This is a genomic window from Micromonospora sp. NPDC050187, assembly GCF_044459745.1.
In the GTDB taxonomy this organism is placed as follows: Bacteria; Actinomycetota; Actinomycetes; order Mycobacteriales; family Micromonosporaceae; genus Micromonospora.
The window spans coordinates 34,459-48,028 of sequence record NZ_JBITJH010000012.1 but is presented as its reverse complement, the minus strand read 5'-3'; the positions used below and the strand labels follow the sequence as shown (position 1 = coordinate 48,028).

At 72.2% G+C, this 13,570-nt stretch carries 12 protein-coding genes; 5 read left to right on the top strand and 7 right to left on the bottom strand.

The genetic code is table 11. From position 1 onward, the window contains the following. The first annotated feature begins 158 nt into the window (after positions 1 to 158). Positions 159 to 2,543, top strand: a complete 2,385-nt coding sequence (locus tag ACIBJE_RS19500) for a PASTA domain-containing protein (RefSeq protein WP_396750192.1) — start codon at positions 159 to 161, stop codon at positions 2,541 to 2,543. Between the two features lie 108 nt (positions 2,544 to 2,651). Here ACIBJE_RS19500 and ACIBJE_RS19495 read toward each other — a convergent pair whose 3' ends face one another. Together ACIBJE_RS19495 and ACIBJE_RS19490 are read right to left on the bottom strand one after the other, a co-directional pair. Then, positions 2,652 to 3,392 carry a PP2C family serine/threonine-protein phosphatase gene (locus tag ACIBJE_RS19495; RefSeq protein ID WP_396750190.1) on the bottom strand — a complete coding sequence of 247 codons (741 nt, stop codon included), beginning with the start codon at positions 3,390 to 3,392 and terminating at the stop codon, positions 2,652 to 2,654. Positions 3,393 to 3,419: 27 nt separating this feature from the next. After that, positions 3,420 to 4,151 (bottom strand): VWA domain-containing protein, encoded by a 732-nt coding sequence (locus ACIBJE_RS19490; protein WP_396750188.1) that lies wholly within the window; start codon positions 4,149 to 4,151, stop codon positions 3,420 to 3,422. Between the two features lie 106 nt (positions 4,152 to 4,257). Between ACIBJE_RS19490 and ACIBJE_RS19485 the strand changes: the two genes are divergently transcribed. After that, on the top strand, positions 4,258 to 6,270 hold the full coding sequence (locus ACIBJE_RS19485; RefSeq protein ID WP_396750186.1) for a hypothetical protein: 2,013 nt from the start codon (positions 4,258 to 4,260) through the stop codon (positions 6,268 to 6,270). A gap of 63 nt (positions 6,271 to 6,333) precedes the next feature. On the opposite strand, the gene ACIBJE_RS19480 is transcribed toward ACIBJE_RS19485, so the two are convergent. Together ACIBJE_RS19480 and ACIBJE_RS19475 are read right to left on the bottom strand one after the other, a co-directional pair. Then, positions 6,334 to 7,395 (bottom strand): hypothetical protein, encoded by a 1,062-nt coding sequence (locus ACIBJE_RS19480; protein WP_396750184.1) that lies wholly within the window; start codon positions 7,393 to 7,395, stop codon positions 6,334 to 6,336. Beyond that, positions 7,392 to 7,739, bottom strand: coding sequence for a PadR family transcriptional regulator (locus ACIBJE_RS19475; RefSeq protein WP_396750182.1), 348 nt, complete (start codon positions 7,737 to 7,739; stop codon positions 7,392 to 7,394). The genes ACIBJE_RS19480 and ACIBJE_RS19475 overlap by 4 nt, the downstream gene beginning before the upstream one ends. A 107-nt stretch (positions 7,740 to 7,846) precedes the next feature. Here ACIBJE_RS19475 and ACIBJE_RS19470 point away from each other — a divergent pair, with 107 nt between their 5' ends. Next, entirely contained in the window at positions 7,847 to 8,098 is a 252-nt protein-coding gene (locus ACIBJE_RS19470) for a hypothetical protein (RefSeq protein WP_396750180.1), read from the top strand. A gap of 136 nt (positions 8,099 to 8,234) precedes the next feature. Continuing rightward, positions 8,235 to 8,810, top strand: coding sequence for a hypothetical protein (locus ACIBJE_RS19465; RefSeq protein ID WP_396750178.1), 576 nt, complete (start codon positions 8,235 to 8,237; stop codon positions 8,808 to 8,810). Between the two features lie 8 nt (positions 8,811 to 8,818). Here the strand turns inward: ACIBJE_RS19465 and ACIBJE_RS19460 are convergent, their stop codons facing one another. Both ACIBJE_RS19460 and ACIBJE_RS19455 read right to left on the bottom strand, forming a co-directional pair. Beyond that, positions 8,819 to 9,370, bottom strand: a complete 552-nt coding sequence (locus ACIBJE_RS19460; protein WP_396750176.1) for a DUF5872 domain-containing protein — start codon at positions 9,368 to 9,370, stop codon at positions 8,819 to 8,821. A 114-nt stretch (positions 9,371 to 9,484) separates the two neighbouring features. Then, positions 9,485 to 10,177: a hypothetical protein gene (locus ACIBJE_RS19455; protein ID WP_396750174.1), complete on the bottom strand. Its 693-nt coding sequence runs from the start codon at positions 10,175 to 10,177 to the stop codon at positions 9,485 to 9,487. 456 nt (positions 10,178 to 10,633) lie between these two features. Here ACIBJE_RS19455 and ACIBJE_RS19450 point away from each other — a divergent pair, with 456 nt between their 5' ends. Continuing rightward, entirely contained in the window at positions 10,634 to 11,512 is an 879-nt protein-coding gene (locus tag ACIBJE_RS19450; protein ID WP_396750172.1) for a hypothetical protein, read from the top strand. Between the two features lie 234 nt (positions 11,513 to 11,746). Here the strand turns inward: ACIBJE_RS19450 and ACIBJE_RS19445 are convergent, their stop codons facing one another. Then, positions 11,747 to 13,354: an amidohydrolase gene (locus tag ACIBJE_RS19445; protein ID WP_396750170.1), complete on the bottom strand. Its 1,608-nt coding sequence runs from the start codon at positions 13,352 to 13,354 to the stop codon at positions 11,747 to 11,749. Positions 13,355 to 13,570: the final 216 nt, after the last annotated feature.

Here is a 13,570-nt window from a genome sequence, read left to right as displayed (position 1 = left end):
CGGTCCTCGCCTATTCTCGGACACTGCCGCCTCACCGCGCCGATGCCGCCTGGGCGCTGCGGCCCACCGCGCTTCTCTGGAGGATTCCCATGTCCGGCTCCGCTGGAGCAGACCGATCCACTCCACCGCCCCGGCGTGGCCCGCGCCCGCTGCGCCGCTTGCTGACCGCCGTGCGGCCCAGCCGGAAGACCCTCACCGGGACCCGGCTCAACCGGGTGCTGCTGGTGACCGCCCTGGTCGTCGGGGCGACCGCGTTCGCCTTCGGCACCGGTTACCGGTCCTCCCGGGCGGCCTTCGACGACGGCGGCGCGTACCTGCAGAAGTCGTCCCGGGTGGTGCATGTCAACGCGGACAACCGGGACATCGACGCGCGGACCGCCAAGCAGCTCGCCACCGGGAAACAGACCCTGGAGGTGGTCCAGGTCGGACCGGAGCTGGTCTACGTGGTCAACAACGAGACCGGCGTGGTCACCCGCCTGCCCACCGAGTCCCTGGAACCGGAGCCGGTGCAGCGGCGGCCCGACTCCAAGGGCAAGCTCTCCGTGGTCACCGGCGGTGGGGCGACCTACCTGGTCGACGCCGAGCAGGGCACCCTCAACCGGCTGGAGCGCAAGGACGGCCCGGGTGCGCCGGTGCCGGCACCGCGTGTCACCAAGGCGGTCGTCGACGGCAACGGCACCGCCTGGGCGTACGCGCCGGAGAGCGGCGAGCTGGTGCAGATCAGCGGCGGCACGGTCACCGGCAAGCAGCGGGTCACCGGCAGCGGTGAGCAGGTCGGCCTGACCCTGGTCAGCGGCGCGCCGGTGCTCTACCGGCCGGAGACCGGACAGGCCAGCCTCTACGGGCCGGACGGGTTGCGTCGCCAGCTCGACCTCGACGCCCGGTACGGTGTCGCCTCCGCCCCCGGCGCTCCGACCCACCTGGCCGTGGTGGTGCCGAACAGTGGCGAGCTGGTGATCGCGGACTTCGGCGACGGCGAGGTGAAGCGCATGACGCTGCCGGACCGCGCCGGTCACCAGTTCGGCCCCCCGGTCGTCCTGGGTGGACGGGTGTACGTGCCGGACTTCACCACCCGGCACGTGCTGGTGGTCCCGGTGGCCGAGCTGCGGGTGGCCACCTACACCACCGTGCCGGGCACCTCGGCCACCTTCGAGGTGAGCGTCCGGGACAACCGGGTGTGGATCAACGACCCGCACGGCACCGGCATCGTGGTCTCCTTCGACACCAACGGCCGTTCCAACGAGATCGACATCACCGGTCGGGGGGACGACCCGAAGAAGCCGACGCCAAGCCGGTCGGCCACCCCTCCGCCTCCCAAGACGCCCCGGCCCACGCCACCGCCCCCCGCGCCGGAGTTGCTGACCGTCCCCGAGCTGGTGGGGTTGGACCGGGCGGCGGCCTGCGCCCGGTTGGAACCGAAGCTGCGCTGCGTGCCGGTGGCCCAGCCGGACGGCGAGGGCGAGACCGACAAGGTGCTCAGCACGAACCCGCCGGCCGGGTCGCGACTCAGCGAGGGCCGCCCGGTGACCGTGGTCTACCGCGGCCCGACCCGGGTGCCCCGGGTCGCCGGCCTTCCGGCCGGCGAGGCCTGCCAGGCTCTGATCGCCGCCCGGTTGACGTGTGTGGAGCGGGTCGCCGGGCTCGCCGCCGACGGCAGCAAGGTGCGGGTGGTGACCGGGCAGAGCCCGGCACCGGACAGCGCGGCGGACACCAACGCCCCGGTGGAGATCACCTACCCGGCGCAGATCACGGTCGGCAACTTCGCCGGGCAGCCGTACGACACGCCGTGCCCGGTGGGGCTGAACTGCGTGCCCCGCAACCTCGGTCCGGGCACCCCCGCCTACGTGGTGGTGGCGCAGAGCCCCGCCGCCGGCGCGGGCGCGGACCCGGGCTCGAACGTGGTGCTGGACCACTACGCGCACTCGGCCGTGCCGAACCTGGTCGGGATGAGTCCCGACCAGGCGTGCGCCACGCTCCAGACGGTGCAGCTGGCCTGCAACCGCAACGACAACGCGGCCACCCTCACGGTCAACCAGGTGTTGGCCCAGGACCCGGCACCCGGGGCCGCGCTGCCAGCCGGCGGCGCGGTGACCGTCACCTACGAATCGACCGCGCCCGCGCCGCTGCACCGCTTCAAGGCACCGGCGCCGAAGCGGGCCAACTTCCTCTCCCCCGGCGGTGGTGGCCCCGGCGGCTGGAGCAAACAGTCCACCATCGGCCAGGTCTACGGACCGTCGGCGGATGCGGTGCCGGGGTTGAAAATCATCTACCAGTCGCGCTGCGTCAGCGGCTGTGGCGAGGTGGGCGGCTACTACTACTCGGACAACCCGCAGGTGCAGCAGAACTGGGTGATGGAGGGGCCGGCCTTCGCCTGCTTCACGGACGCCCCGCCCGGCACCGTCCCGCTGCACGCGCTCTTCCACGGCGCGGACGCCGTCTGGGTCTGGGCGCAGCCCGGCAGCGCGGAGTACGACTACTTCAAGCAGCAGGGGTTCGACCACCACTTCGAGTTCCGGATCTGCAACGTCTGGCCCCGCCCCTGAGCGAACGCCGGCAACCGGATCTCGGCGTGTCCCGACCCTGGGTCGGGACACGCCGAGATCCACCCACGGTCGCGCACGTGCTGGCCGCGTGCTGGCGCCGAGATCGAGCTAGACCGCGCCGGTGCCTTGCCGGCGGACCGCGACGACCAGGCTCTTGTCGTCGCCGCTCTGATCGTCGACCTCGGTCAGGAAGCGGTGGACGGCATCCGAGTTCGCGCCTGGACTGCGGACGTAGGCGGCGACGTCATCGAAGAACGGCACGAACGGATTGCCCACGGCGAGATCGTCGATGATCTTCAGGCGGAGCCCGTCAGTGGAGAGGAAGACCGCATCGACCTCGTCGGCGGGCAGAGTGGTCAGCCTCAGCTGGTCGATGGCTCCCGGATCCGTCACGAACACGGTCTCGTTCACGTACTCGAAGCGTGGCGCCGGTGCCAGGGTCCGATACCGCCCCGCCTCGCCGGCAACGGCGATCGTGTCGCCCACCTGAGCGACCCCGAGGACCTCTCCGGCCAGGACCGCGACCGCCAGGGTGGTGGCGTAGTCGCCCACCTGGTCACCGTTGTCGGCGGCGCTGCGGACGAGACACCGGCGGACCTGGTCGACGACGCGGGGTAGCCAGTCGGCGGGGTCCACGCCGGTGGTTTCGCCCAGTACGGCGGCTTGGCGAAGGACGCACTCCACCGCGAGCCGCGACCCGTGGGCGGACATCGGCCGGGATCCGGCGCCGTCGGCCACGACCAGACAGGCCAGGTTCGACTCGACCAGCCAGTCCGACGCGTCCTGGCACGCTCCACCGACGGCAGCCTTTCCTCGCCCGGCCACCGAAGCCCCGACCACGGTCCACATACTCGCCGAATTCCGCTGCACGGGTCGTCAGGCCCGCGCCCAACCCGCCGGTGGGAGCGGAATCTGCTCGGTCGTCTCCGCCTGTGCGACGCTGCCGTCGTCGCTACCGAAGGCGTTGGAGGCGGAAGCCGCCGCGAGTGACGTCGAGAGCCAGGAGAAGAACTCCCCGAAGCTCAGGCCGTGCAGCGTCACCGGCGTGCGCGTGGTGGAGAGCATGCCCAGTTGGTCGAGGTCGGCGTACGGACCGACGCCGATCGGGAAGACCGACACGCCCCGAGCCGCCTCGACCTGGCGAAGCCGCTCGACGGCAGTCGAAAACACATCCACGTCTGTCGGCGCACCGTCGGTCAACACGAAGAGCCAGGGACGATAGTATTCCAGGCCGGCCAGATGGTAAGCCTGTTTCTGGGCCGCGAGCATGTCGAGCGCCAGATTCAGGGCGCCACCCATCGGGGTCGCCCCACTCGCGGTCAGTCTCCGGAAATCCAGGTCCCGGGCCTCCGTGAACGGTACGTCGACCCGTGCGACATTCCCGAAGGTGACCACCGCGATCTCGGCGCGTTTCCTCGCGAGCTCGTCCTTCTTGATCTCGTCGCAGAATCCCTGGAATCCTCGGTTGAGTTGCTCGATCGGCTCACCCGCCATCGAGCTGGACGTATCGAGAAGCAGCGCACAGGCGATACGCGGATCAGGATTGTCATTCTTGACACGTGGCGCCAGGTCCAAGGCGAACTCCGAGAGAGATTCCGGTGACGTCATGTCCTTTTAGGACACCGATTGGGTAGCATAGCGCCGGCCGTGGAGCGGCCGCTATGTCTGACAGGGCGTCGCTGGCGGCGGCGGGCGACGGAGGTGGACCGACTCCATGGTGTTGCTGACCGCGACCGGGACCCGTGTCGTCGAGGACCGTCGCCTCGCTGCCGGTGGCGAGGGCGAGGTCTTCTCGGTTCGAGTCCCGCAGGGGATGGCGTTCAAGCGGTACTTCCCCACCGCGCTCGATCGCGACCCGCACCTGGCCGACCGGGTGGCCGCGATGGTCAGGCAGCCACCGAACTCGTCGATCGAAGGGCAGTCCGGGCACATCCTGCTCGCCTGGCCCCGGGAGGTCGTCTTCGACGACAGCCGGTTCGTGGGTTTCCTCATGCCGCTCATCGACGCCACCAGCACGGTCGAACTGCATCGTACGACCAATCCCACCGATCGCGGCGACGCGACCGGCGACACCGCCTGGCTCCGAGGCTTCACCTGGCAGTACCTCATCCGAATCGCCGCCAATCTGGCGCTCGCCACGCATGCCGTGCACGACACGGGGGCGGTCATCGGCGACTTCAACGAACGCAACATCCGCGTCTCCCGGCAGGCGCTGGTCACGCTACTGGACTGCGATTCGATGCAGATCCAGGAGAAGTCCACCGGGCGCACATTCCTCTGCCACGTCGGGCGTCCGGACTTCACCGCCCCCGAACTGATCGGCGCTGACTGGCGCACCACCGTACGCCGCCCTTCCAGCGACCTCTTCGCGCTGGCTGTCCACATCTATCAGCTGTTACTCGAAGGCGAGCATCCGTTCCGTGGCCGGTGGTCGGGCGGCGGATCCAAGCCGACCGTCCCGGAACTGGCCCGCTCCGGCACGTGGACCCACTCCGGGAGTCCTTCGCTGTCTCCCCGGCCGTCCGCGATCGGCATCGAGATCCTCCCCGCCGAGGTCAGGAACCTGTTCCGGCAGGCGTTCGAGCACGGCGCGACCGATCCGGACGCCCGCCCGTCGGCCGCGCAGTGGTACGCCGCACTCACCAGGGTTCAGGAGAAGCTGGCCCGGTGCCGTGTTCGTCCGGAGCACTTCTATCCGGACACCGGTGCTGGCTGTCCGTGGTGCGCGCGAACGTCCCCACGAGCCTCGACGCCACCGCCGGCCCCACGTCAACAGCCCCTTCCGCCCGCCACCGCGCCAACCGCGTCCCCGCCGCCGGTACGACCGTGGTCGACACCAGCCGTACGACCACCGGCGACGCCACCCGGGCAGACTCCGGCGACGCCGTCGCCACGCCCGGCGGCCGTGAAGCCGCTGGTCGGGGGACTCGCAGGGCGACAGGGCCGGCCACCGGCGGGCATCACAAGGGCGTCGGGCTCGTGGCGGAGGTCGATGCCCATGCTCCTCGTCGGGGCGCTCGCCGTGTGCTGCGGGGTCCCGTTGCTCTCGATCGCCGGCGCCTTCGTCAGCCGGTTCTCGAACGAGCCGGACGGGACGGCACCGCCGCCAACCGCAGCAGCGGCGACCGCACCGTTGCCGACCGGGACTCTCGTCTTCTCGGACGACTTCTCCACCGACTCGGGCGGGTGGGGTGAACGCGAGGACGTCGGCGCCTCGGCAACGGTCAACACGGCAGCGCGCAGGCTGGACTTCTCCGTCCAGCCCGGCGGCATCGCCAGTACCGGCCCCAGGCTGGCCGAGGACGTTGCGGCGGCCGGCCTGCGACGGGTCCGCATGGACGTGACCATGAGCACGGTGTCCATCCCCGCCGGCGCGTCGTTCGGAATCTTCTGCCGGGTCGCTCCCAATCGCGACAGCTACGCCTTCCACCTGATGGCCAACGGGGTGAGCGCGGTGAAGTACCAGGCGGGCGAGAGCACGAGCCTGTCCGACACCCAGGTCATCCCCCGCGACCGGCGGTTGCGCGCCGAGTGCAGCACCTCCGCCGCCGGCAGCGCCGTCGACCTACGGCTCTGGTCCGGCGAACGACTGCTGATGGAAGTGCGGGACACCATGGACGTGATACGGGCGGGCACCCCCGGCGGTCTGCGCGCGGACCTCGCCTCCGACTACGACACGGACCGCTTCGAGATCGCCGTCACGAGGGTGGCCGTCTACCGGCTGTGACGGCCCGGGTGCTGCGGACCCGCCAGGACCGCCGACGGGGAGAGGCACTGGGCCGACGGGTCGCTATCCGGCCGGCGCGGTGGGCCCCAGGGTGCCGGCGGGGGTCGGTGGGAGTCGGCGCAGTGCTCGGACGGCCCGTCGGGCGACCGGTACACCCACCGCGAGGACGACGACGACCTGCACGCCGGCGAGGACGAGGAGCGCGGCGCGTTGTGCCTGGCCGCCGTAGTCGGGCAGGGTCACCAGGCGGAGGGCGAGCGTGGCCGCGGTGAGCAGGGTCAACGCCAGCGACCACGGCAACCGTGCCGACCGGTCGGGGGCCCGGACGGCGAGGTGGACCAGCATCGCGGCGGTGACCAGGGCACAGCAGAGGCCCGGCCAGTCGAGCAGTCGCAGTTCCGGTCGGGCCGCCTGGAGCGCGACAAGCGGCACGGGGACGAGGAGGATGCCGATCGGCAGCGCGAGCAGCCAGGGGCGGCGCGGCACCGGCGTGCTGCCGTGGGGGAACGCCGCCATGGCCAGGAGCAGGACGACGTCGACGATCCCGTTCGCCCAGGGCGACGCGGACAGCGGTGCCGCGCCGGTGGCCTGGGTCACGGCGATGGTGAGCAGGGGCGGAACGACGGCGAGCAGAGCGACCGCCTGGGCCACCCGCCGGTGTCCCAGGACGAGCGCGACGTACGCCGGCACCCAGGCGTAGCCGGCGAGGCCCCACGCCGCGTGCCAGGTGCTCGACGGCGGGGTGAACGCCAGGTCGGGCGGGACGGCCGGCAGCCAGGCGATGCTTCCGGACAGCCACAGGGTGCCGGCGATGCCGCCGGTGGCCATGACGGCGTGGGCCAGCACGGCCGCCAGGGTCGCCAGCCGCACCGCCTGCCCCCGGGCGTACGCCCGGGGTGGCGCGTCCGTTCCACCGAGGCGCAGCCTGACCGCGAGGGACACGATGCTGGCGACCTCCGACAGGTTCGGCCGGCCGCAGTCGAGGATGTCGGCGGTCGTCTCGGGGTCGCCGGTGTCCACGCTGTCGAGATAGGCGGCGACCATGTCCTCTTCCCAGCGCTGCCGGTACGCGGCGGGCAGCAGCCGCAGCACCGAGCGGTAACGCTCCTCCAGCCGGCTCGTCACGGTGTCACGTCCGCGATCGGGTTCCGCTGCTCCCGTAGCCGGATGGAGGCGATGCGGGCGTTGGCCGCCAGTCGTTCAGCCTCCTCGGCGAGAGCGTGACGCCCCGGCTCGGTCAGCCGGTAGTACCGGCGCAACCGGCCCTGCCAGACCTCCTCACGGTCCAACTCCACCAGGCCCTCGTCGACGAGGCGGTCCAGGACCCCGTACAGAGAACCGATCTTCAGCCGTACCCGCCCCTCTGACGCGTCGGCCACGTCGGTGACGATGCCGTAGCCGTGACGTGGCCCGGCGAGCAGCACGGTGAGGATGAAGAAGGCGGGTTCCGTCATCGCCCGAGAACTCATGCATCCAATATAATGGAAGACAGGATATCCTGCGCAGCAGGACTCAGGCGTCGTCGGACGGTCCGCCCGCCCGACGACACACAAGGTCGACCGGAGGGAGAGTCACCATGGGCGACGGCGACGCAGCGGACGCCGGGGACCTCGGCGGACCCGATTTCAGCCCCGCGGCACCCGCCGCGCACAGCAGCGCCGTCGGTGCCCCACCGACCAGCCCGGTCATCGTCCTCGGTCCGGGCTACCGCGGCCGGATCGTGCTGCCCCGCGCCCCGGAGCCGGGACGGCCGCTACCCCCCGCCGCCGCAGACGACCTCGACGACCGGACACGGACCGGTCCGGCCGGGCAGCACGACCAACGCTGACCGTGGCGGCCCCACGACCGCCACGCCTCCGGCGCAGCTCCAGCTGACCCCTGAGCCGAGCCGGGGTCCGCCGGTCCGGGCCGGGTACGGGTTCGAGCCGGATGTCGCCGACCCCGCCCGCTGCCAGGCTGGGGCGATGATCCTCGACGATGCCCGGGCCGCCGGGCGTGCCCCCTACCCCTGGTTGCGGCCGACGGCCGTGACCGCACCGCTTCTGCTGCTCGGCTACGGCCTGCTGCGTCTGCTCGACGGCCTGGACGGGCACCGGGTCAAGGGCGGCTGGGAGTGGAACGTCGGCCACGTGCTGTTCCTGTTGGGCATCCTGCTGTTCGCTGCCCTGATGGCGCAGTTGCGCGGCCTGCTGCGGGCACGGGCGCGCCGGAACGGCACCGTACTGGACATGGCGACCGTGGCCGGGCTGGCGGGGGCGGCCGCGTTCGTGTGGGTGATCGTCGGGGACCTGTTCCCCCGCTTCGCGGAGGCGGTCGAGACCCCGGACCCGGTGATGCTCGGCGGGCCGCTGCTGTTCCAACTCGGGCTGCTGACCCTGCTGGTGCTGGCGGTACGGGCCCGCCTGGTGCCGGCGTGGGGACCGGTGCTGGTGCTGGTCGGGTTCGCGGCGATCGCCGCATCGCTGGACCTGCTACCGGTGGGTGCGGCCGTGGTCCTCGCCGGGCTGTTCCCGCTGACCCCCCGATCAGGCGGCGACTGAACCGTTCGTCAACGTCGGTTCAGCTCCGACTCCAGCCGCTGGATCAGCGTCTTGCGGGCCTTGCCACCGCGCTCGCGTCGCAGGGCCGTCCTGAGCTGACGCGTGTCGAGGCCCCGCACGAGTTTGCCCGCCTCGGCGACCGGCAGGTCCGTCAGCTGCTCGGGTGCGGCGGCCTGCCGACGTGCGCGACTGGCCGGTCCCGTGTTGCCCACGTACTGCCGGCCGGTCCTGGATGCCTTCCGCTTCCGCTCGTCGGTCGCACGCCGTTGCTCCTCGGAGAGCCGTGTCCAGGCCCGTTTGGGTAGGTATCGGCTCGTCTCGCCGTTCCGCCGCGCTCGGGTGGAGCCCTCCTTCGTCTGCCACTCCTCGGCACCCCACCGTTGCAGGGACCGCTGCCGCTGGTCCTTCGGCCCCTGGTAGCCCCCGCCGCGCTTCTCGTACTCCTTGGTGAGCAGCTGCGACTTGCGGGCCGACCACTGTCCCGGCCTGCCGCCCCGGTCGGAAGCCCTGATCTCCGCCTTGATCTGCTCCCGGAGTTCCGGTTTCGTGTACCGCGCCATACCGGGCCGTTACCCGATGGCGCGCGGTGTGAACATCACGCGAACCGGCACCGCCGCCGAGATCGCTCGCGCCGGTGGGCCGGACCCCTGGTCCGGCCCACCGGGAGCATGTCACTAGTCGAGGTCCGGCAGCGTGGCCTTGCCGTTGTCGACGAAGGCGAAGGTCGTCTCCGACCCCGCCTGGGCCACCAGGCCGTCCCTGGAGGTGGTCCGCAGGTGGACGTTCCCGTCCCCACGGATCGCGTACGTCGGGCGGCCCTGCTCGTCCGTGGCCCGCGTCCGCTCCAGCGTGAAGAGCTGCCCGGCTGCCGACGTGTCGCAGCCGGCCGACACGACGGTGATCGGGCTGGTGCCGTTGTCCCGCAGGCCCATGCAGAAGGGTTCTCCGCCACTGCCGGCCTTCGCCGTCTTGATCTGGTGCCGGCCACTGCCCACCGGGTCGAGGACGAACAGGCTGTACTCCGCCTCACCGTCGGTCAGGTTGAGTCGTCCCTTGCCGTCGACCGCCAGGACCGACTCGAACGAACCGACCGGTGCGATGACGACCTGACGTTCACCCTGCAGGATGGCGTCGTCTCCACCGCCATTACCTCCCGGCGCCGGCGAACCGGTGGTCGCCGACGACGTGGTGGCGGAGGGCGTGGCCTGCGGTTCGCCGCTCGGGGAAGACGTCGTCGGACCGGCCGAAGGCGCCGCTGCGGGCTGTCCGTCCGGGTCGGCCGCGCATGCCTGCTGGGTCAGCAGCACGCCGGCACAGAGCACCGCAACCGTGCCGGTACGGGTGGAACGGGCGATCGGACGCTGCATTTCCGGTGCCTCCTCGATCGGCGGGGGCCGTCTGACTCGACGGCACGTCGTCGGACATTCCGTATGCTCGTTATCCATCGTGCTCAAACCCGACGGCGGTCTCGTCGGGGTCGGGGGCATCGGGACGCGGGGTCAGCCACCTCTTGACTCCCGTCGCTGTCCGATACCCGTCACCGTCGTCAGCGGCATCTCGGGGCACGGCGTCGATCGGCGCCATGACGGCGCGACCAGCAGGACGGACACGCCCTCGTCGACCCGTCGTCCGGGCCGCTCCGGCGTGGAATCCGGATCAGCACACCGGAATAATCGCGCGTCGACTGTGGACACCCTTCCGTAACGTCGGTCGCGGCCGAGAGGCCGGGTCGAGTCGCCCTGAGCACACCGCGACACCGGGGTGTCGTCACCGACGCGACGGGCGCGACCACACCGAACCCCACCACGAACGAGGAGATTCCCATGCATGTCCGATCCCACCGGGTCCGCACCGCCGGACGGACGACCCTGTCGCTCGCCCTGGTGTCCGCCACGGCGCTGACGACCCAACTCACGCTGGTCGCGCCGGCCGCCGCCGTCCTGCCCGGACTGACCCGGGTGACCAGCACCGGCCCGAGCAACAGCGACTGGAAGACCTGGCAGGCGGCCTGCCCCGCCGACACCCTCCTCATCGCCGGCGGCGGCCGGCTCAACGGCGGCGACGGCCAGGTCGTGATGGACACCATGGTGCCGGTCTTCGGCGCGACCGACGTCTACTCGGTGACCGGTCGGGAGGACGACGCTCCCGGCTTCGCCGGCAACTGGTCGATCACCGCCACCGCCCTCTGCGCGCGCACGCCGGTCGGCTGGGAGCACGCCGAGGCGGCCACCGTCTTCAACTCGAGCAGCAGCAATACGCTCACCGTGAGCTGCCCGGGCGGCAAGCGGGTGCTCGGCGCCGGGGTGGAGGTCAACGGCGGCGTCGGCCAGGTGGTGGTGGACGACCTGCGACCGAGCGCCGACCTGAGCAACGTCACCTTCACCGCGATCGAGGACGGCACCGGGCACTCAGGCCAGTGGCAGATCCGGGGCGAGGTCGTCTGCGTGACGCCGCCGGCCGGCCTGAACCGGGTCACGGGTCTCGGCGTACTCGACTCGACGTCGGTGAAGTCCGCCGTGGCGACCTGCCCGGCCGGGCAGCGGGTGCACGGCGTCGGCGGTGAGATCGACAGCGGTGCCGGACAGGTCCGGATGACCGCCGTCGACCCGATCTCGGACACCCAGGTCCGGGTGACCGCCGCCGAGGACCAGGACGGCTTCACCGGCAACTGGGCACCGCGGGCGTACGCGATCTGCGCCTGATCCCGGATCGCCGGCAACGAGCGAGCGGAGCGCCGTCCCGCGCGGGGGCAGCCTCCGCCCGGGTGCCGGACCGTCCATCGCCGGTCGCTCCGCCGGTCCGGTGTGACGGCACATCGACTTCGGCGCCGCCTCGGTCTCCGTCCTCGGCAGCGCGTGACCCGCCCCGGCCGACCGGTGAACCGGGGCCTCCGGACGCCTACCGGGTGAACGGCCGGTGGCGCCGACCCGGTGGGGTCAGCGCTGCCACCGGACGACGCCGCCGACGACGGTGAGCGCCACGGCCAGGTCACGCAGGTCCGCCGGCTCGACCTGGTACGGATCGAGCGGCAGCACGATGAAGTCGGCGAGCATCCCCGGACGCAGCCGCCCCTTCAGGTGTTCCTCGTAGGAGGCGTACGCACCGGCGGCGGTGAAGCCGTGCAGCGCCGCGTCGAGGTCGAGCCGCTCGTGCGGGTCCACACCGCCGGGCGGGGTGCCGTCGGGCTGCTGCCGGGTCACTGCGGCGTGGATGCCGTGGAACGGGTCCGGGTCCTCCACCGGGGCGTCCGACCCGAACGCCACCGTCGCACCGGTGTCCAACAGGCTGCGCCAGGCGTACGAGGCCAGTTCGCGCCCGGCGAGCATCCGGCTGGTCAGCGGGATGTCGCTGGTGCAGTGGGTCGGCTGCATCGAGGCGGTCACGCCCAGCCGGGCGAGCAGCGGCACGTCCGCCGGACGCAGGTGCTGGGTGTGCTCGATCCGGTGCCGCAGTCGTGGCACCGCCCCGGCAGCGGCCGGGTCGGTGCACGCCGCCTCCTGCCAGCGGGCGTACGCGCGCAGCACCATCCGGTTCGCCGCGTCGCCGATGGCGTGCGCCGCGACGGCGATGCCGGCCCCGGACGCCTTCGTCACGAGGTGCTCGAACTCCTCCGCCGGGGTGACCGCGATGCCGTGGTTGTCCGGCTCGCCCTCGTACGGCTCGGTCATCAGGCAGGTGTGGGAGCCGAGCGCCCCGTCGGTGAAGATCTTGACCGGTCCGGTACGCAGCCAGCGGTCCCCGTCGCCGGTCGCCCAGCCCCGGTCGATCGCCTCGTCCAACGCGGTCGACGGGATCGACTTGTGCACCCGCAGCGGCAGCTCGCCCCGGGCGTACAGGGTCTCGTACGCGGCCCGGCAGTCCTGCCCGTCGAGGTCGTGGATGCTGGTGAGGCCGACGGCGAGCAGTCGGGGCAGATGGGTGCGCAACTGCTCGACCAGGTCCCCGGAGAGGGAGGAGCGCATCAGGTCGTAGGCCGCGTCCCCGGCCGCCTCCCGCAGGATGCCGGTCGGCTCGCCCTGCTCGTCGCGGACGATCTGCCCGCCGGCCGGGTCGGGGGTGCGGGCGTCGATGCCGAGCCGCCGCAGGGCGGCGCTGTTGACCCAGGTGGTGTGCCCGTCGATGCTGGGCAGCACGGCGGGCCGGTCGGGGCAGACCCGGTCCAGGTCGGCCCGGGTCGGCTGCACCGGCCGGGCCCACTTGTGGCTGTCCCAGCGGCCGCCGAAGAGCCAGGCGTCGGGCGGCAGCGTGGCGGCGTGCCGTGCGATCCGGGTCAACGCCTCGTCGAGGCTGGTGGTGCCGCGCAGGTCGACCTGTTCCAGGCCGCGCACGTAGAGCGCCGAGTGGATGTGACTGTCGATGAGCCCCGGCAGCACGGTCATCCCGCCCAGGTCGACCCGGCGCGCCCCGCGACCGGCCCGGTTCCGGCACCCGTCGCGCTCCCCGACGGCGACGATGCGCTCGCCGCGCACCAGCATCGCTTCGGCGCGGGGACGGGCGGGGTCGAGCGTGTGGATCCGGGCGTTCTCGAAAACCGTGTCGGTCATAGGAGGCCTGATTCGACGGTCGGGCAGGGTCCACCATGCTAGTGCCGGACCACGCTGGTCGGTGGTCCCGGCACCGCTGGTCCGGCCACGCGCACCGCACCCCCGGCCGGCGGATCCGGCACGGGTGCCACTGCGCACCGCGCCCGACCCGGGCGCGGGCGGGTCCGTACCCCGCACCGGTACGGACCCGCCCCCCGTCGGCCGTGACGCGGCCGT